Origin of the sequence: Nonomuraea angiospora (assembly GCF_014873145.1) — a bacterium.
Taxonomy (GTDB): Bacteria; Actinomycetota; Actinomycetes; order Streptosporangiales; family Streptosporangiaceae; genus Nonomuraea; species Nonomuraea angiospora.
Genome location: NZ_JADBEK010000001.1, coordinates 12571354 through 12589759 on the forward strand (window position 1 = coordinate 12571354; position 18406 = coordinate 12589759).

18 protein-coding genes and 1 pseudogene are annotated in these 18406 nt (G+C 72.0%); 14 read left to right on the top strand and 5 right to left on the bottom strand.

Features of this window, described 5'->3' with window-relative positions; translation table 11 throughout:
* The first annotated feature begins 1 nt into the window (after position 1).
* From H4W80_RS57655 to H4W80_RS57665, 4 genes and pseudogenes are all read left to right on the top strand, one after another.
* Positions 2 to 1075: an ABC transporter substrate-binding protein gene (locus tag H4W80_RS57655; protein WP_192792771.1), complete on the top strand. Its 1074-nt coding sequence runs from the start codon at positions 2 to 4 to the stop codon at positions 1073 to 1075.
* Positions 1076 to 1217: 142 nt separating this feature from the next.
* Positions 1218 to 1337 (top strand): annotated as a pseudogene (locus H4W80_RS64890) (iron ABC transporter permease); the annotation flags it as partial.
* A 91-nt stretch (positions 1338 to 1428) separates the two neighbouring features.
* Positions 1429 to 2163: a FecCD family ABC transporter permease gene (locus H4W80_RS57660; RefSeq protein ID WP_378525921.1), complete on the top strand. Its 735-nt coding sequence runs from the start codon at positions 1429 to 1431 to the stop codon at positions 2161 to 2163.
* Positions 2153 to 2923, top strand: coding sequence for an ABC transporter ATP-binding protein (locus H4W80_RS57665; RefSeq protein ID WP_192792772.1), 771 nt, complete (start codon positions 2153 to 2155; stop codon positions 2921 to 2923). The genes H4W80_RS57660 and H4W80_RS57665 overlap by 11 nt, the downstream gene beginning before the upstream one ends.
* A 109-nt stretch (positions 2924 to 3032) precedes the next feature.
* Here H4W80_RS57665 and H4W80_RS57670 read toward each other — a convergent pair whose 3' ends face one another.
* On the bottom strand, positions 3033 to 3251 hold the full coding sequence (locus tag H4W80_RS57670; RefSeq protein ID WP_192792773.1) for a hypothetical protein: 219 nt from the start codon (positions 3249 to 3251) through the stop codon (positions 3033 to 3035).
* A gap of 146 nt (positions 3252 to 3397) precedes the next feature.
* Between H4W80_RS57670 and H4W80_RS57675 the strand changes: the two genes are divergently transcribed.
* Both H4W80_RS57675 and H4W80_RS57680 read left to right on the top strand, forming a co-directional pair.
* Positions 3398 to 4927, top strand: coding sequence for an alpha-N-arabinofuranosidase (locus H4W80_RS57675; protein ID WP_192792774.1), 1530 nt, complete (start codon positions 3398 to 3400; stop codon positions 4925 to 4927).
* A 98-nt stretch (positions 4928 to 5025) separates the two neighbouring features.
* Positions 5026 to 6024, top strand: coding sequence for a LacI family DNA-binding transcriptional regulator (locus tag H4W80_RS57680; protein ID WP_225964268.1), 999 nt, complete (start codon positions 5026 to 5028; stop codon positions 6022 to 6024).
* 107 nt (positions 6025 to 6131) lie between these two features.
* Here the strand turns inward: H4W80_RS57680 and H4W80_RS57685 are convergent, their stop codons facing one another.
* Positions 6132 to 6839: a helix-turn-helix domain-containing protein gene (locus H4W80_RS57685; protein WP_192792775.1), complete on the bottom strand. Its 708-nt coding sequence runs from the start codon at positions 6837 to 6839 to the stop codon at positions 6132 to 6134.
* Between the two features lie 207 nt (positions 6840 to 7046).
* On the opposite strand from H4W80_RS57685, the gene H4W80_RS57690 reads away from it, so the two are divergent.
* The 4 genes from H4W80_RS57690 to H4W80_RS57705 all read left to right on the top strand — a co-directional run bounded on the left by H4W80_RS57690 (position 7047) and on the right by H4W80_RS57705 (position 11820).
* On the top strand, positions 7047 to 7874 hold the full coding sequence (locus tag H4W80_RS57690; RefSeq protein WP_192792776.1) for an oxidoreductase: 828 nt from the start codon (positions 7047 to 7049) through the stop codon (positions 7872 to 7874).
* 42 nt (positions 7875 to 7916) lie between these two features.
* On the top strand, positions 7917 to 8810 hold the full coding sequence (locus H4W80_RS57695) for an ABC transporter ATP-binding protein (RefSeq protein ID WP_192792777.1): 894 nt from the start codon (positions 7917 to 7919) through the stop codon (positions 8808 to 8810).
* Positions 8807 to 10429, top strand: a complete 1623-nt coding sequence (locus tag H4W80_RS57700) for an ABC transporter permease (RefSeq protein WP_192792778.1) — start codon at positions 8807 to 8809, stop codon at positions 10427 to 10429. The genes H4W80_RS57695 and H4W80_RS57700 overlap by 4 nt, the downstream gene beginning before the upstream one ends.
* Positions 10430 to 10536: 107 nt before the next feature.
* Positions 10537 to 11820 carry a ferritin-like domain-containing protein gene (locus H4W80_RS57705; protein WP_192792779.1) on the top strand — a complete coding sequence of 428 codons (1284 nt, stop codon included), beginning with the start codon at positions 10537 to 10539 and terminating at the stop codon, positions 11818 to 11820.
* Here the strand turns inward: H4W80_RS57705 and H4W80_RS57710 are convergent.
* Together H4W80_RS57710 and H4W80_RS57715 are read right to left on the bottom strand one after the other, a co-directional pair.
* On the bottom strand, positions 11795 to 13180 hold the full coding sequence (locus tag H4W80_RS57710; RefSeq protein ID WP_192792780.1) for an MFS transporter: 1386 nt from the start codon (positions 13178 to 13180) through the stop codon (positions 11795 to 11797). The two genes, H4W80_RS57705 and H4W80_RS57710, sit on opposite strands and share 26 nt — an antisense overlap.
* Before the next feature lie 141 nt (positions 13181 to 13321).
* Positions 13322 to 14332: a LacI family DNA-binding transcriptional regulator gene (locus H4W80_RS57715; RefSeq protein ID WP_192792781.1), complete on the bottom strand. Its 1011-nt coding sequence runs from the start codon at positions 14330 to 14332 to the stop codon at positions 13322 to 13324.
* A gap of 172 nt (positions 14333 to 14504) precedes the next feature.
* Between H4W80_RS57715 and H4W80_RS57720 the strand changes: the two genes are divergently transcribed.
* From H4W80_RS57720 to H4W80_RS57730, 3 genes are read left to right on the top strand one after another with little or no spacing between them, the layout of a single operon-like run.
* Positions 14505 to 14747: a carbohydrate ABC transporter permease gene (locus tag H4W80_RS57720; RefSeq protein WP_192792782.1), complete on the top strand. Its 243-nt coding sequence runs from the start codon at positions 14505 to 14507 to the stop codon at positions 14745 to 14747.
* Positions 14748 to 14760: 13 nt separating this feature from the next.
* A complete protein-coding gene (locus H4W80_RS57725) occupies positions 14761 to 15540 on the top strand; it encodes a ThuA domain-containing protein (protein ID WP_192792783.1) in 780 nt (259 codons plus the stop codon).
* A complete protein-coding gene (locus H4W80_RS57730; protein WP_318787556.1) occupies positions 15537 to 16643 on the top strand; it encodes a Gfo/Idh/MocA family protein in 1107 nt (368 codons plus the stop codon). Before H4W80_RS57725 ends, H4W80_RS57730 begins: the two co-directional genes overlap by 4 nt.
* A 5-nt stretch (positions 16644 to 16648) precedes the next feature.
* Here H4W80_RS57730 and H4W80_RS57735 read toward each other — a convergent pair whose 3' ends face one another.
* Positions 16649 to 17242: a TetR/AcrR family transcriptional regulator gene (locus H4W80_RS57735; protein ID WP_192792784.1), complete on the bottom strand. Its 594-nt coding sequence runs from the start codon at positions 17240 to 17242 to the stop codon at positions 16649 to 16651.
* 103 nt (positions 17243 to 17345) lie between these two features.
* Here H4W80_RS57735 and H4W80_RS57740 point away from each other — a divergent pair, with 103 nt between their 5' ends.
* On the top strand, positions 17346 to 18320 hold the full coding sequence (locus tag H4W80_RS57740; RefSeq protein WP_192792785.1) for an aldo/keto reductase: 975 nt from the start codon (positions 17346 to 17348) through the stop codon (positions 18318 to 18320).
* Positions 18321 to 18406: the final 86 nt, after the last annotated feature.

The following is an 18406-nucleotide window of genomic DNA, read 5'->3' on the forward strand; positions in this document are numbered from 1 at the left end:
GATGAACCCTTGTCATGTACGCCGCCCGCTGGCCGCAGCGCTCTGCGCCCTGGTGGCCCTGACCGCGGCCGGTTGCGGCGACCCCGGCGGCCCGCAGAGCGCGGCCGCCGCCGTCCCCACCACGTCCGGCTACCCCCTGACCTTCGACAACTGCGGCACGAAGGTCACCTTCCAGCGCCCGCCGCAGCGCGTGCTGATCCTCAACGGCACCAGCGTGGCCGAGGTGGAGAGCTTCATCATGCTCGGCCTGGACAAGAGCGTCCTGGCCAACGCCCAGAGCTACGGCGTCTCTGACGACCCCTCGATGATCGGCAGGATCAAGGCGCTGCCGACCGGCGGGCTGACGATGAACAAGAACTTCGACGTCCCCGCCGAGCAGGTGCTCAAGCTCAAGCCGGACCTGGTGGTGTCCACCTGGTCCGGCGGGTTCGACGCCAAGAACGGCTTCGCCACCCGCGAGCAGCTCGCCGCCGCCGGGATCACCTCGCTGGTCAACCCGGTCAACTGTGCGATGGGCAAGCCCGAGGCCACGGAGGAGGAGAAGCGCGCCTACCGCAACCAGTCGATCAACTCCTCGCTGGAGTTCATCGCGCTGCTGGGGCGCGTCTTCGACGTCGAGGACCGCGCCCTCGACCTGATCGGCAAGCTGCGCGCCCGCGTCGAGGCCGTACGGGCGCGGGTCGCGGGCCGGCCCGCCAAGAAGGTCCTCATCGCCTATCCCGGCATGGCCATGATGAACGCCAACGGGCTGCCCGCCGTGATGACCGGCGGCATCTACGACGATGTGATCAAGGCCGCCGGCGGCGTCAACGCCTTCGCCGGGCAGAGCTCGGACACCACCCGCACCCTCAACACCGAGCAGCTCGCCACCGCCCAGGTGGACGTGCTCGTGGTCGGGCAGTTCACGCCGGACGAGCGGCCCGAGGCGGAGGCGGCCAAGCTGTTCGCCGCCTACCCGCACTGGGCCGCGTCGAAGTCCAGGACGTACGCGGTGGTCTCCGACGGGGTGTATCTCGGCCCGCTCAACGCCGTGGCCGTGGAGAAGCTCTCCAAGGTGGTCCACCCCGGTGACTGACACCCTCACACCCGCACCGGTCACCAGGGCCGCGCCGTCGCGGCGCCCGCACCTCGTCTCCGGGCCCGCCACCGGGCTGCTGCTGGCCGCCCTGGTCGTCGCGCTGGTCGCGGCCCTGGTGGCAGGCATCTCCGTCGGCTCGGTGAACCTTTCGCTCGGCCAGGTCTGGGGCGTGGTCTGGGCCCACCTGACCGGGCGCGGCGGGCAGGCCGATCCGCTGCTCAGCCAGGTCGTCTGGGACCTGCGCACCCCTCGGGCGCTGCTGGCGGCGCTCGCCGGGGCCGGCCTGTCGGTGGCCGGGGTCGCGCTGCAGTCCCTGGTGCAACCCGCTCGCCGACCCGTACGTGCTGGGCGTGTCGTCGGCCGCCTCGCTCGGGGCCGTGCTGGTCCCCGCGCTGGGCAGCGCCGTACTCGCCGGCACGCTCGGAATCACTGGGGCCGCCTTCGCCGCCGCCCTGCTGTCGGCGCTGCTGGTGTACGTGCTGGCGCAGCGCGCGGGCCGGCTGCTGGACTCCTGGCTGGTGCTGACCGGCGTCGCCGTCGGCTACCTGTGCGCGGCGGCCACCACGTTCGTGCAGCTCCAGCTCAACCCGACCGAGCTGCAGGGCATGATGTTCTGGCTGATGGGCAGCGTCGCCGGCGCGTCCTGGGCCGACCTGGGCGTGCCCGCCCTGATCGTCGTCTGCTGCCTGGCCTGGCTGTCCCTGCAGGCCCGCGCGCTGAACGCGCTGCTGGCCGGCGAGGAGGCCGCCATCGCCGTCGGCGTGCCGGTGGCGGTGCTGCGGATCGGGCTGCTCGTGGCCGGCTCGCTGCTGACGGCCACCGTGGTCAGCGTGGTCGGCGGCATCGGGTTCATCGGGCTGATGATCCCGCACATGGCCAGGTTCGTCGTGGGGGCCGACCACCGTCGCGTGCTACCCGTGTCGCTGCTGGCCGGGGCGCTGTTCCTGGTGCTGGTGGACCTGGCGGCGCGGATCGCCGACCGGCCGAACGAGCTGCCGGTGGGCATCTTCACCACCGGGCTCGGCGTGCCGTTCTTCCTGTGGCTGCTGCGCCGCCGATCGAGTGGAGGCACCGATGCGGCTTGACCTGGCCGGCGTCAGCGCCCGCATCGACGCCCGCCCCATCGTCGAGGACGTGAGCCTGACGGCGGGGCCGGGCGAGTTCGTCGCGCTCATCGGGCCGAACGGCAGCGGCAAGTCCACCCTGCTGCGCACCGTCTACCGGTCGCTGCGCCCGTCCGGCGGCGTGGTCCGGCTCGACGGGCAGGACCTGTGGGGGATGCGGCCCCGCCAGGCCGCCCGCCACCGCGCCGTGCTGCCCCAGCACAGCCAGGTCGCCGACGGGCTGTCCGCCGCCGACGTCGTCGCCACCGGCCGTCACAGCCACCAGCGGCTGCTCGACCGGGAGAACGCCGCCGACCGCGCGGCCGTCGCCACCGCGCTGGAACGGGTCGGCATGGCCTGGGCGGCCGACCGGCTGATGACGACGCTGTCGGGCGGGGAGCGGCAACGCGTGCTGCTCGCCCGCGCGCTGGCCCAGCAGGCGCCGCTCCTGGTGCTCGACGAACCCACCAACCATCTGGACGTCGGCTCCCAGCTCCTGCTGCTGGACCTGATCCGCTCGCTCGGCCTGACCCTGCTGGCCGCCCTGCACGACCTCGACCAGGCCGCCGCCTACGCCGACCAGGTCGTCGTCCTGCGCGACGGCCGGGTCGCCGGGCACGGCCCGCCCCTGGAGGTGCTGACCCCGGCGTTCATCGAGGAGGTCTTCGGCGTGCGCGCGCACATCAGCCCGCACCCGATCACCGGCCGCCCGCACATCGCCGTGGCGTCACCGGCACCATGAAACCGCGCCGGCCGGCCCCGTCAACGGCACCGTGAAAGCGCGCCGGCCGGCCCCGTCACCGGCACCGTGAAAGCGTGCCGGCCGGCCTCAGGGCCGGCCGGCGCCCAGGTCAGTGGCCCGCGTGCTGATGAGGCTTGGCCGCGACCCACTCCCTGGCCGCCTCGGCACGGTCGCGCAGCGCGGCGAGGAGCTCGGCCAGGTTCTCGTGGTCCATGTACGACGTCTTGCCGATGTCGTCGATGTGGGTGGTCACCTGGCCGGACAGACCGGTCACCTCGCTGAGTGATGCGATGATTTCGCGGGTCTCCGCAGCGTTCAGATCGCACATGGCCTCACCGTACGCATCGCGGGACCGGTCGCACATAGGCGGGCGGGCGAGGATTCCCGAGCCGGCAGGCAAGAAAGAGGCACTTTCCCACGCGCTGCTTTATCGATAAATTAGCCGCCGCCGCTTACCGAGAAAAGGTGTGAACCATGAGTGACACTGTCGTGTCCGCCGTGCTCAACGTTGACGTCAAGGGCCCCGTGATCAACCGGCACGTGTACGGCCACTTCGCCGAGCACCTGGGCCGGTGCATCTACGGCGGCTTCTACGTGGGTGAGGACAGCGACGTCCCGAACGAGGGCGGGATCCGGCTGGACGTCGTCGAAGCGCTGCGGGCCTTGAACATCCCGAACCTGCGCTGGCCGGGTGGCTGCTTCGCCGACGAGTACCACTGGATGGACGGCATCGGCCCGAAGAAGCAGCGCCCGGCGATGGTGAACACGCACTGGGGCAACGTCGAGGAGAACAACCACTTCGGCACCCACGAGTTCATGGCCCTGTGCGAGCTGCTCGGCGCCGAGCCGTACATCAGCGGCAACGTCGGCTCGGGCACGGTCAAGGAGATGAGCGACTGGGTCGAGTACCTCACCCGCGACGGCGACTCCCCGATGGTCCGCCTGCGCAAGGCCAACGGCCGCGAGGAGCCGTGGCGGGTGCGCTTCTGGGGCCTGGGCAACGAGGCGTGGGGGTGCGGCGGGCACATGAGCGCCCAGCAGTACGCCGCCGAGGCGCGCCGGTACGGCACCTACTGCCGCGACCACGGCGACAACCGGCTGTACCGCATCGCCGCCGGCGCCAACAGCGACGACTACACCTGGACCGAGACGCTCATGAAGCAGCTCGGCGACCTGGGCTGCGCCTACCGGCCCCAGGCCTTCTACCAGGCGCTGTCGCTGCACTACTACACGATTCCGGGCACGTGGCAGGACAAGGGCGACGCCACGGTGTTCGACACCGACGAGTACTACCGGACCATGGTCAAGGCCGCCCACATCGACGAGCTCCTCACCGGCCACTCCAACGTCATGGACTGCTACGACCCCGGCAAGAACGTGGGCCTGGTGCTGGACGAGTGGGGCACGTGGTGGAACGTCGAGCCGGGCACCAACCCCGGCTTCCTCTACCAGCAGAACACCCTGCGCGACGCGCTGGTGGCGAGCGTGCACTTCGACATCTTCCACCGCCACGCCGACCGGCTGGTGATGGCCAACATCGCCCAGACGGTGAACGTGCTCCAGGCCATGATCCTGACCGACCCGGACTCCGGGGCGCTCGTGCTCACCCCGACGTACCACGTGTTCGAGATGAACAAGGGGCACCAGGACGCCGCGTCACTGCGGGTCGATCTCCTGTCGGGGGTGCCCACCCGCGAGGTGGGGCCGGACGCGCTGGCGACCGTCTCGCTGTCGGCGAGCCGCAAGGACGACAAGGTGCTCGTCTCGCTGTCCAACCTGGACGCGGCCGGCGCGGCCGACGTCGAGCTCGACCTGCGCGGCGGCAGCGTCGGCGGGGTCGTCTCGCGGATCCTCACCGCCGGGGCGCCGCAGACCCACAACACGCCCGACGCGCCCGCCGCCGTCGCCCCGCGCTCCCACGAGCAGGTCACGGTCACCGGTACGCGGGTGCGGGTCCACCTGCCCGCCCACTCCTTCGTCACCGTGCAGGTCGACGTCGCATAACCGGCGCCCTCGCGGGGCGCAGTAGGCTCGAACCAGCGGCGGCCACAGTCGGAAGCGGCCGGATCGGATCCGGCCGAGGGCAGGACCTGAGGAGTGGCATGGTCACCATGGGCGACGTCGCCAAGTTGTCCGGGGTGTCGAAGATGACGGTCTCCAACGTCATCAACGACCGCGCCGGAGTCAGCGACGAGGTCCGCCGCCGCGTGCTCGAAGCGATCCGCCAGTCGGGCTACCGCGTCAACCTCTCCGCCCGGACCCTCAGATCCGGGCGGACCGGCGTCATCGGGCTGGCCGTCCCCGAGATCGACCGGCCCTACTTCGGCCAGCTCGCCGCCCACGTGATCGCCGAGGCGCGGGGGCGCGGCTTCCACGTCGCGATCGAGCAGACCGGCGCGGCCGCGGCCGGGGAGATCGACGCGATCTCCCATTCGTACACCATGCAGTTCGACGGGCTGATCCTCAGCGCGGTCGGGATCGACCCCCAGGACTCGCGGCTGACCGGCGGCGGCTACCCGATCGTGATGCTCGGCGAGCAGGACTTCGCCGCGCGGTTCGACCACGTCGCCATGCCCAATGAGGAAGGCGCGAAGGCGGCGACCACGCACCTGATCGACCGCGGCTGCCGCCGGATCGCGATGGTCACCGGCGACTCCCTCGACGGCGTCAACGTGGTGACGCGCCGCCACCGGGGCTACCTCGCCGGGCTCGCCGAACGGGGCCTCGACCCCGATCCGGCGCTGCTGTTCCCCGTCAGCGGGATGACGCTCGAATCGGGCCGCGAGGCGGCCTACCGGCTCGTCGACTCCGGCCGCGAGGTGGACGGCGTGGTCGCGGTGAGCGACACCGTCGCCCAGGGGGTCTTCCGGGGCCTGGCCGACCGCGGTGTCCGGGTGCCCGGCGACATCCGACTCGTCGGGTACGACGACATCCCGGAAGCGGCGTACATGGTGCCCTCGCTGTCCACCGTGGCCCCCGACCACCGGTGGATGGCCGCGAAGGCGGTCGAGCTGGTGACCGCCCGCATCCAGGACCCGTCACGCCCGGCCGGCGAGCACACCGCGCCCTTCGAGCTGATGGTCCGCGAATCCACCCGCTGACGCCCCCCGGTCGCCGCCCGGCGGTGGGTCACGTCGAAGGCGTGGGGGCGGCGGGCGGCGGCCGGGCCGCGGTCTGAGGCGGGCGTCCACCCGATCTCGTACGGTGGTCAGCGCGGGACGTCCCCGGTGGGCGCGAAGGTCTGCCGGTAGTGTTCGGCCGCCTGCGCCATGTCGGTGCTGATGAGCTCGAAGAAGCGGCTCGCGGTCGCGAGCCGGACGCCCGCCGGGGTGTCGGCGCCGAGAATGTCGACACCCTCCCGGACCGTCTCGGTCCAGAGCATCATCGACCGGGTGCCCAGCAGCCACGCCCGGTACCAGACCTCGGCGTCGATGATGTAGCGCTCGCGCCGGTTGTCCCGCTCGCGCCTGACGAGCCCCACCTGTTCGAGCCAGCCGACGCCCTTGGAGATCGAGGCGGGGCTGACCCGCAGCCGCTCGGTCAGCTCGGCGACGGTGAGATTGCCGGTGTCGCTGGTGAACAGGCAGGCCATCACCCTGGCCGCCATCGTCGGCACGCCCCCGAACGTCGCCGTGAGCCGCTCCTCGAACTCCCGCACCGCCTGGGGGTCGCGCCTGACCGCGCCCCCCGCGGCCGTGCTCGCCGGCGCGGCGGGCCGGCGGCGGGCGCGCCATCCGGTCGCCTGCTGCGCCCGGCCCGCGTGGTAGCCGTGCGGGCCGCCGTTGCGCGCGATCTCGCGGCCGATGGTCGACCTCGGCCGCCCCAGGCGACGGGCGATCTCCGCGTAGGTGAGCCCTTCCGCCAGCCCCTCCGAGATCTTGCGGCGGTCGTCGTACGTCAGGTGGCCTCCTGGCATGCGCCCTCCCGGCACGTCATCGTCACGCGCAAGTATCGCCTCCGGCGCACCTGATTGCGACACCGCGTCGGGGATTGTTGCATTTGACGACACTGTCGTTGCGCCAATTGCTCCGCTCTGACCTGCGGAAACGATGTTCGCAACTTGCCGAATCCGCGAACGCATTCGTAGCTTTTCCCCGTGCGTGAACATCAAGGAGACCCTGGCATGGTTGCCAAAGTATGCCTCGTGACCGGCGCCTCGTCCGGCATCGGCCACGCCACCGCGCTCGAGCTCCTGCACGCCGGCCACTTCGTGTACGGCGCGGCGCGGCGGGTGGGCAGGATGGCGGCGCTGCGCGACGCGGGAGGCCGCACGCTGCCGATGGACGTGACCAAGGAAGAAGACCTGAAGCGGGCCGTCGACACCGTCCTGGACGAACACGGACGGATCGACGTCCTGGTCAACAACGCGGGAGCCGTCGTCCACGGCGCCGTCGAGGACACGCCGCTGGCGCTGGCGCGAGACCTGTTCGAGGTCAACGTCTTCGCCGCGGCCCGGCTGGCCCAGCTCGTCCTGCCGGGGATGCGGGAGCGGGGCTCGGGCACGATCGTCAACGTCTCCTCGGTCGGCGGCGAGCTGGCCTTCCCGCTCGGCGCCTGGTACTACGCCTCCAAGCACGCCCTGGAGGCCTTCTCCGACTCGCTGCGCATGGAGACCGCGCAGTTCGGCGTGGACGTCGTCGTCATCCAGCCCGGCATCATCAAGACCGATTTCGAGGCCGGGACCGCGCGGCAACTGCGGGAGATCTCCGGGAACGGGGCCTACCGGCAGATGGCCGAGGCCATGGCGGGCGCCGCCGAGGCGCCGGTGGGCCACCAGAGCGACCAGGCCACCGACCCCGCCGTCGTCGGGGCGACGATCCGGGAGGCCGTCGAGTCGGACCGGCCGGAGACCCGTTACGTCGTGGGCTGGCAGGCCGAAGCCCTCCTGCGGCTCAGCAGATCCCTCCCGGACCGCGAATTCGACGCGCGCATCACCGGCTCGCTCCGATGACCGAGCCGCCGGCTCAACCAGACCTGCAATCCGGAGAAACCCATGACCCCAGCCATCGCCGTTTCCGGCCTCGTCAAGGCCTACGGGCCGGCGCGCGCCCTCGACGGGCTCGACCTCACCGTGAACCCCGGAGAGGTGCACGGCTATCTCGGCCCGAACGGAGCGGGCAAGAGCACCACCATCCGCATCCTGCTGGGCCTGATCCGGGCCACCTCCGGCAGCGCCAGGCTGCTGGGCGGTGACCCCTGGGCCGACGCCGTCGAGCTGCACCGGCGGCTGGCGTACGTGCCGGGCGACGTCGAGCTGTGGCCCAACCTCACCGGAGGCGAGGCCATCGACGTGCTCGGCCGGCTGCGGGGCGGGCTCGACGAGCGGCGCAGGAACGAGCTGATCGAGCGGTTCGAGCTCGACCCGAAGAAGAAGGCGCGGACCTACTCCAAGGGCAACCGCCAGAAGGTCGCCCTCGTCGCCGCCCTCTCCGCGGACGTGGACCTGCTGATCCTCGACGAGCCCACGAGCGGGCTGGACCCGCTGATGGAGGCGGTGTTCCAGCAGGTCGTCGCCGAGGTCAAGGCCGCCGGCCGGACCATCCTGCTGTCCAGCCACATCCTCGCCCAGGTCGAGACCCTCGCCGACCGGGTCACCATCATCCGGGACGGAAAGGTCGTGGAGTCGGGGACGCTGGCGCAGCTGCGGCACCTGACCCGGACGACGGTCGTGGCCGGGACCGCCACCCCGGTGACCGGCCTCGACCGGCTGCCCGGCGTACACGACGTGAAGACCGAGGGCGGGAACGTGCGGTTCGGCGTGGACGCCGAACACCTCGACGCCGCCATCCGGCACCTCACCACGTTCGGCATCGACTCGCTGGTCAGCCACCCGCCGACGCTGGAGGAGCTCATGCTCCGGCACTACGCGCACAAGGAGGCGGCATGACCACGACGGTGACGCGGGCGCGCGGCCGTACCGGATCGAGGGCGGCGAGCAGCCACCTGACCGGCACCGGCGCGATGGTACGGCTGGCGCTGCGCCGCGACCGCATCAAGCTGACCCTCTGGCTGGTCGCCATCACGGCCCTCGTCCCGCGCTTCTACTACGCCGCCGTCAACGCGGTCGTCCCGACGCCCGAGGCCCTGGCCGAGGCCTCGCAGATGATCCGCGTCTCCTTCATGAGGGTGCTCGGCGGGCCCCTGTTCGGCGAGGTCAGCACGCAGAGCTACTTCCTGGCCGCCTACTGGGTCGAGTTCCTGCTGGCCGCCGCGATCATGAACATGATGCTCATGACCCGGCACACCCGGGCGGAGGAGCAGACCGGCCGGGCCGAGCTCATCAGGGCGGCCGTCGTGGGCCGGCACGCCCAGCTGACCGCGGCGCTGATCGTCGCCGTGATCAGCAACGCCGCGCTCGCGGCCCTGACCACCGCCGCGACGATCAGCATCGGGTTCCCCGCCGGCAGCGCCCTGCTGTTCGGCGCCTCCCTGGCCGCGACCGGGCTGCTGTTCGCCGGGGTCACCGCGGTCACCGCCCAGGTCACCGAGCACCCCCGGGGCGCGAACGGGCTGGCGGGCCTCGTGCTCTTCACGGCGTGGCTGCTGCGCGGCGCGGGGGCGCTGCAGAGCCGGGAGGGCGGCCCGCTGTTCTGGCTGTCGCCGATCGGCTGGTCGCAGCAGACCCGGGTGCTGGGCGAGGAGCGCTGGTGGCCGCTCGGCCTCTCGGCCGTTCTCGCCGGGCTGCTCGTCGCGGGCGCCTACTCGCTGGCGAGCCGCAGGGATCTCGGCGCCGCCTTGGTGGCCCCGCGCCCCGGCCGGGCGTCGGCGCCCTCCTGGCTGCGCTCGCCGTTCACGCTCGCGCTGCGGCTCCAGAAGGCGGCCATCCTCGCGTGGGGAGCCGCGTTCCTCGCCGTCGGCCTCGTCCTGGGCGCCATGACCGGGGGCATGGCGGAAACCGACCTCCCCATCTTCTCCGGCGCGGACTTCGGGCGGGCCTGGATCAGCCTCATGGTGTTCACGGGGTCCCTCTACACCGGCGTCTTCGCGGTCCTGTCGGTCATCCGGCTGCGGGCGGAGGAGGTGCGCGGCCGGATCGCTCCCGTGCTGGCCGGGCCGACCGGCAGATCGACGTGGTATTGGTCGTCCCTGCTGGTCACCGCGCTCGCCGCGGTCGTCCTGCCGGTGGTGTACGGCGCCGCGCTCGGCGTCGGCGCCGCCCTGTCGACCGGCGAGATCGGCCTCGTGGGGGAGGTCGCCTGGGCGAGCCTGATCCGCGCCCCCGAGGTGCTGGTGCTGCTCGCCGTCCCGGCCGCGCTGCTCGGGCTCGCCCCGCGGGCCGTGAACGCGGCCTGGGCGGTGCTCGTCTACAGCGGGTTCATGCAGGTGCTGGGGTCCTACATGAACCTGCCGGACTGGCTGGTGAACACGTCGGTGCTGTCCCACCTGCCCTGGCACCCGCTGGGGTCCTTCGCCCCGGTGGCCACGGTGGTGCTGACCGTGCTCGCCGCGGCGCTGGCGATGCTCGGCCTGTACGGGCTGCGCCGCCGCGACCTCGCCGCGGGCTGACGGGGGACCTGCCCGGGAGCGGCGGTTCCCGGGCAGGTCCACCCCGCGGCGCGGCCCCTTGCGGCGAAGCCCTGCCGCCGGCGCGGCCGCTGTGTAAGTCTGTAAGCATGACCGAGCCCCCCATCGTCATCGAGCACCGCGAGCACGTGTGGTACCTGCTCGTCCAGGCCTCGCAGCTCGAGCACATGATCATGTGCCAGTACCTCTTCGCCGAGTTCAGCCTCAAGACCGATGGCCTGACCGAAGAGCAGCAGGCCGCGGTGGATCGCTGGCGCCAGGAGCTCCACGGCATCGCCGTACAGGAGATGCTCCATCTGGCCCTGGTGGCCAACCTCATGTCGTCCATCGGCGCCGCCCCCACCTTCGGCAGACCGAACTTCCCGCAGTCCTCCGGCGCGTTCCCGCCCTCGATCCAGCTGCGGCTGCTGCCCTTCGGCGAGGCCGCCCTGGCCCATTTCCTCTACCTCGAACGGCCCGAGGGCATGGACCGGCACGACGCCGCCGAGTTCATCTCCTGCGACCCGCCGCCCGAGCCCGTCGCCACCGGCGAGATCTTCCCCCGCGCGCAGGAGTTCGCCACGGTCGGCCACCTCTACCGCGGCATCAAGGACGGCCTGACCGCGCTGGTCGCCAAGTACGGCGAGGAGCAGGTGTTCTGCGGTTCGCCCCGGGCCCAGGCCACTCCGGAGCTGTTCCGCTGGCCCGAGATGGTGGCGGTGACCGACCTCGCGTCGGCGTGCGCCGCCATCGAGGAGATCATCGAGCAGGGCGAGGGAGCGCAGGGCGCCTGGCAGGACGCCCATTACGGGCGCTTCCTGAAGATCTGGGAGGAGTACCACGCGCTGCGGGCCGCCGACCCGGCCTTCGAGCCCGCCCACCCCGCGCTCGGCGCCTTCACCCGCCAGCCCTTCGACGTGCGGGAGCCGCAGCCGCTCATCGGCGACCCGCGGACGCTGGCGCTGGCCGAGCTCTGCAACCTCGCCTACGAGGCGATCCTGTGGCTGCTCACCCGCTACTTCACGCACACCGACGAGAGCGAGGAAGAGCTCGACGTGCTGATCAGCGCGGCGATCACGACGATGGCCGCCGTGCTGCGGCCGCTCGGCACCGAGCTGTGCCGGCGGCCCGCCGGCCCCGCCCATCCGGGACGCACGGCCGGGCCGGCCTTCGAGATGTACTACCTGATGGACAACGTGGTCCCCTGGCGCGAGGCCGCCTGGACGGTGCTGGTCGAACGGCTGCGCCAGATCGCCGAGCGCTGCGCCTCCCACGCCGCCGCGGACCCGGTGATCGCGCAGGCTTCGGAGCAGGTCACGGCGGTGGCCGACGCGCTCGACGCCGTCCGGGCCAAGGCCGCCTCCGGCATCACGACCCCCGGTGGGACAGCGTGACTCGCAGCGCGCAGGCCGCCCCGGCCACGAGGAGGGCGGCGACGGCGGCGACGACCCGCAGGAGACCTTCGGCTGAGGAGGGGGCCGCGAAGTAGACGGTGCCGAGCCCGGCGACGGCCGTCACCCCGGTCAGCGTCGGGCCGGTGGAGTTGAGCGCCGAGATCGCCGAGGCGAGCCGCGGCTCCACCAGGTACGTGATCCGCGCGATCAGCGGGCTGTAGCCGGCGGCGTGCCCGGCCCCCGCGAGCAGCAGCAGCGCTACGGTGCCGTACGGATGCCACTGGTCGCGACAGAGGAGCACCAGCAGGCCCGCCCCGATCGCGAAGGCGATCGGCCCGGCCACCGGCAGCGCGTTGCGCAGCCACCGGGGGTAGCGGTTCCAGGTCAGGCTGAGCATGCCGAAGCCGACGGCGTACGGGACGAACGCGAGCCCCGCCTGGAGCGGGGAGAAGCGCAGCGTGGACTGCAGATGCAGGGTCAGGGTCAGCAGGAAGACGGTGTAGCAGCCCATGACGATCCAGCAGGCCACCAGCCCCGGCTTCACCCCGCGGGGCCGCAGTGCCGCCAGGTCCAGCAGCGGGTGCCGCGCCCGGGTCTCGTAGCGGACGAACGCCACCAGCAGGGCGGCTCCGCAGGCGAGCGAGACCCATGTCCAGGCGGGCCAGCCCTGGTCCCGGCCGAAGATGAGCGGCATCGTGAACGCGGCCATGGCGACGGTCAGGAGAGCTGTTCCGGCCGGGTCGAGGCGTACCCGCTCGTCCGGGCTGGAGCTCAGCAGGACGCGCGGTCCGACCGCCAGCAGTACCGCGCCGATCGGCACGTTGATCAGGAACACCGGGCGCCAGGAGAGGCCGAACAGGTCGGCGCCCGCGACCAGCCCGCCGATGACCTGCCCCAGCGCGACTCCGAGGGCGAGCACCAGACTGTAGAGGCCGATCGCCCGGCGGCGGGCCGGTCCGTCCCAGTGCCGCTGGATGAGCGAGAAGACCTGCGGCATCAGCAACGCCGCCCCCGCGGCCTGGGCGACGCGGGTCAGCACCAGCAGGGGCGCGTTCGGGGCCAGCCCGCACAGCAGCGACGCCACGGTGAACCAGCCCAGCCCGACGAGGAACGCGCGCCGGTGCCCGACGATGTCGCCGATCCGCGCGCAGGTGACCAGGAGCACGCCGGTGGTCAGCAGGTAGCCCGACACGACCAGCTGGATCGCGGTGCTGCCGGCGTCCAGTCCGTCACGGATGGTCTGCGCCGCCACGGACACGATCGAGCCGTCCATGGACGCCATGGCCTGGCCGGTGAGCAGCACGGCCAGCATCGGGCCGCGGCGGGCGACGGTGACGGCGGGAGGAACGAGGGCGGTCATGCGGCCGAGTATCGGCCGAGCGCGACCGGCCGGTCTTGAAGATATTTGCACGCCGGACGCCGGCGCGGTCCTCGCCGGATCGGTGGTGCCGGGCGGTGGCCACGACGGATCCGTCCGGCGGTGACGCTTTCAGGCCCGCTTTCAGGCAGGGGCGGGGCCGACCGACTGGCCCGGCACCAGCGTGCAGGGGATGAGGATGTTCGGAGGGGCGTCCGGCACCCCTTCGAGCTGGTCGATCAGCGCGTTCACGCCGAGGCGGCCCAGCTCGGTGGCCGGCGCCGTCATGACGGTCAGGGACGGCTCGATCATCTCGCCGAGCTCGGCCGTGGTGGCCGCGGAGATGATCGACAGGTCGTCCGGCACGCTGCGCCCGAGCGCCCGCGATTCCTTGACCAGCCCGGCCGAGGCGCCCTCGTTCACCACGACGACGCCCGTCACCTCCGGGAAGTCCTCGCTGAGCCGGCGCGCCGCCTTCCGCCCCCCGGCCGACGTGCCCTCCACGGCGATGACGGTGGGCGGCTCGCCGGCGGCCGCCATCGCGCCGCGGTACGCGGACTTGACCCGCATGATCCAGCCGGGCTCGTTCCCGGTCGAGGCCCTCATCCGCAGGGTGACGAGCGCGATGCGCCGGTGGCCGAACGAGCGGAGATGCCCGACGGCCTGCTCGATCGTGGTGGTGAAGTCCATGTCGACGAACGGCAGGTCTTCGTCCTCGGTCCGGCCGATCAGCGCGAAGGGGAGCCCGGAGGCGATCAGCCGGTCCACGCGGGGGTCGCGGAGCTGCACCTCCATGAGCAGCGCGCCGTCCACGAGACCGCCGGCGAGCAGGTGGGACATCTGCTCGTCGTCGTTGACGGGCCACAGCACGAGGTCGTAACCGCGCTCGCGGGCGCCGTGGGCGGCGCTCATGAGGAACTGGTTGGCCGTGGCGATCGGCCGTGCCTCGAGGTAGGGGTGCAGCAGCGCGAGGATGCGCGTGCGCGAGCTGGCCAGCGCGCGGGCCACGACGTTACGCCGGTAGCCGAGCTCCCGGATGGCCGCCTCGATGCGGGTCCGGGTCTCCGGAGCGACCCGCTTGGTGCCGTTGATGACGAAGGAGACCGTGGCGATGGAGACGTTCGCTCGCTCGGCGACATCGCGCATCGTGACCATGGATTGTCCCGCCTCCCACCTCGTGAGGACGCGCGAGCACTCTATCGCGGCGTCATCGGTAAATCGCTTAACTAGTTATTGACATCACAATGCGATGAGCGCAACATACTTCACAAGCAAGCGCGGTTAAGCGCTTTACCGACGATGTCCAAGTGCCCAGGAAAGGTCGATCGTGACCGCCGCGCTCTTCACCTTCCTCCGGGCGTGGAGCGACTTCCTGTTCGCGCTCACCCTGACCAGCACCCCCGAGGTCCGGCCCATCACCCTCGGCATCTACGACTACATCAACGCCAACCGCGAGGACTGGTCGGCCGTGATGGCCACCGCGGTGCTCGCCTCCATCCCGGCGGCCCTGCTGCTGATCTTCGCCCAGCGCTACATCGCCTCCGGCGCCATCAACGGCGCGATCAAATGAGAAAGGAACACGTGTGAAGACCCACGTCACCGTATGGGGCGAGAACCGCCACGAGCAGCTCGAACCCCGGGTCGCCGAGATCTACCCGGACGGCATGCACAACGCCATCCGCCGGGGGATCGAGGGCTGGCTGGGTGACAGCGCGACCGTCGCCACGGCCACGCTGGACGATCCCGAGCACGGCCTGACCGAGGAGGTGCTCGCCAACACCGACGTGCTCATCTGGTGGGGTCACGCCGCCCACGCGGAGGTGGCCGACGAGGTGGTGGAGCGGGTGCACCGGCACGTCCTGTCGGGCATGGGGCTGGTGGTGCTGCACTCCGGCCACTGGTCGAAGATCTTCACCAAGCTCATGGGCACCACGTGCACGCTGCGCTGGCGCAGCGACAACGACCGCGAGCTGGTCTGGACGGTCAACCCGACCCACCCCATCGCCCGCGGCATCCCGCACCCCATCGAGATCCCCGCCCAGGAGATGTACGGCGAGCAGTTCGACATCCCCACGCCCGACGAGCTGATCTTCATCAGCTCCTTCAGCGGCGGGGAGGTCTTCCGCAGCGGCTGCACCTTCCGGCGCGGCAACGGCAAGATCTTCTACTTCAGCCCCGGCGACCAGGACTATCCCGTCTACCACCACCCGGACGTCCTGCACGTCATCGCCAACGGCGCCGAGTGGGCGGCCGGCGACCGGTCGCGGCGCGAGCTGCCGATCCTGCTCCGCTACGAGACGGGCGACTTCTTCAACGGGCACGGCTACCGCGGCGCCCTGCACAACAAGGAGAACGCCGAGTGAACCGCTCCGGCGCGCGCCCGCTCCGCGTCGTGCAGGTCGGGGCGGGCGCGATGGGCCTCGCCTGGACGCGGACCCTGGCCGCGTCCGGCGACGTCGAGCTGGTCGGGGTGGCCGACCTCGACACCGACCGGGCGGCGCAGGCCGTACGGGCCGTCGGCGTGGACGCCGAGGTCGGCGCCTCGCTCGGCGAGCTCCTGGCGACCGAGCCGGACGCCGTCGTCAACGTCACGATCCCGGCGGCCCACACCGCGGTGAACGTCGAGGCGCTGTTCGCCGGGCTGCCGGTGCTGTGCGAGAAGCCGGCCGCGCCGACCCTCGCCGAGGCGCTCGTCCAGGCCGCCGCCGCCGAGGCGACCGGGCGGTTACTGATGATCAGCCAGTCGCGCCGGTACTTCGCCGCCCTGGAGGCGTACCGGAGCCGGATCGCCGAGCTCGGCCCGATCGGGCTGCTCACCACCGGGTTCTACCGCGCCCCGCGCTTCGGCGGCTTCCGTGACGAGATGGAGCAGCCGCTCCTGGTGGACATGGCCATCCACGCCTTCGACGCCGCCCGACACCTGCTCGGCGCGGAGCCGGTCTCGGTCGGCTGCGAGAGCTGGAACCCGCCGTGGAGCTGGTACCGGGGCGACGCGGCGGCGACGGCGACCTTCCTGTTCGAGGAGGGCACCCGTTACGTGTTCACCGGTAGCTGGTGCGCGGAGGGGGCGGGGACGTCCTGGAACGGGGAGTGGCTGGCCAGCGGCGCCAAGGGCACCGCCACCTGGGACGGCGAGGACCGCGTCACGTCCAGCGCGGGCGGCGCCGCTGACGTGCCGCGGGGCGACCGGGAGCAGATCGCCGGGGCGCTGGCGGAGTTCGTGGCGGCGCTGCGGGCGGGGGTGGAGCCGCCGGGGGCGATCGCGGGCAACGTCCGCAGCCTCGCGATGGTCGAGGCGGCGGTCCGCTCCGCCGAGTCCGGCCAGCGCGTCGAGATCGACGCGCTGCTGGAGCGGGCCTACCGGGACGCGCTGTCGCACCCCGTACGAGAGGAGATCCGTACGCGGCTCGAGTCCTGGGGAACGGCGACGGCGGCGCTGCCGAGACAGCGGGCCGTCACGAGCTGAGGTGACTACGGAGTCAGGGCGGGCGGGAAGAGGAGCCGGACCGCCTTGACGACGGCGGCCCGGCGGGCCTGCGTGCCGGGGTCGCGCGCCTGCCGGGCGGACAGCTGAGCCACCTCGGGCTGCCCGACCCAGGACATGGTGATCTGGCTGACGAGCGAGAGGATGTCGACCGGGTCCCATGCCGGGTCGAGGTGGCCGGCCCGCTGGGCTTCGCGGAGCTGTTCGAGCTTGCGGGTCATGGCCGCCCAGGTGGGGCCCTCGGCGTCGGGCGTCTCGCTCAGCTCCAGCCGGCCCCACGCGAGCAGCCGGTAGTGCTCCGGGTGGCCGGTGAAGTAGTCGAAGACCCGCCCGGCATAGCCGGGCAGGTCGGTGGGGTCCATGCGGGTGGCCTCGGCCATGACCGTCAGCTCCTGTCCCGCGACGAACGCGTAGAGCGCCTCCTTGCTGCGGAAATACGCGTAGACGCGCTCCTTGCTGGTCCGGGCCTCCCTGGCGATCCGGTCCACCCGCGCCCCGGCGATCCCATGCCGGGAGAACTCGGCCTTCGCCGCGGTGACGATCCTGTCGCGCGTCGAGTCGGCGGGGCCCCGGTCGGTCATGGACCAAGCGTAGTCAACCGAACCGTTTGGTTTGGCACTTGTCCCTTCCTCGGAGTAGCTTCAAACCAAACAGTTTGGTTTGACCCTATGCAGGAGGGCACCGATGCAGCACAGGACACTCGGCCGGCAGGGACTGCGCGTCTCCGCGCTCGGCCTGGGCACCATGGGCATGTCCATCGCCTACGGTCCCGCCGACGACGAGGAGGGCATCGCCACCATCCGCCGCGCCCACGAGCTGGGCGTGACCTTTTTTGACACCGCCGAGCTCTACGGGGGCGGCGCCAACGAGGCCCTCCTCGGCAGGGCCGTCAAGGGCTTCCGCGACGAGGTCGTGCTGGCCACCAAGTTCGGCTTCGACCTCACCAAGGAGCCGGTCGGCCTCAACAGCCGTCCCGACAACATCCGCAAGGTCGCCGAGAACAGCCTCAGATTGCTCCAGACCGACCACCTCGACGTGCTCTACCAGCACCGTCCGGACCCGGACGTGCCCATCGAGGACGTGGCCGGCACCGTCGGCGAGCTCATCGCGGCCGGCAAGGTCCGGTACTTCGGGCTCAGCGAGGCGGGCGAGGACACCATCCGCCGCGCCCACGCCGTCACCCCCGTGTCGGTGCTGCAGACCGAGTACTCGCTCTTCGAGCGGGACGTCGAGGACAAGATCCTGCCCGTCGTGCGGGAGCTGGGCATCGGCTTCGTCCCCTACTCCCCGCTGGGCCGCGGCTTCCTCACCGGCGCGGTCAAGCCCGGCCACGAGTACGCCGAGGGCGACATGCGCCGCTGGGACGAGCGCTGGCAGGGCGACAACTACGCCTACAACCTGCGCGCCACCCAGCGGCTGACCGAGCTGGCCGCCGCCAAGGGCATCACCGTCGCCCAGCTCGCGCTGGCCTGGCTGCTCGCCCAGGGCGAGGACATCGTCCCCATCCCCGGTACCCGCAGCCCCCGGCGCATCGAGGAGAACGTGGCCGCCGCCGACGTGGACCTCAGCCCTGCCGACCTGCGGAGCGTCGTCGAGATCCTCCCGCACGGCTCGGCCGGCGGCCGCTATCCCGCCGCCTACATGCCCACCGACTGGTAAGGCGCTCAGGGCGCCGGCGGTGGTCCAGATCGGGCCGCCCCCTCTGGCCGGACGGGACCGCGCGGCGCGTACAGTCCTGCGGGTGG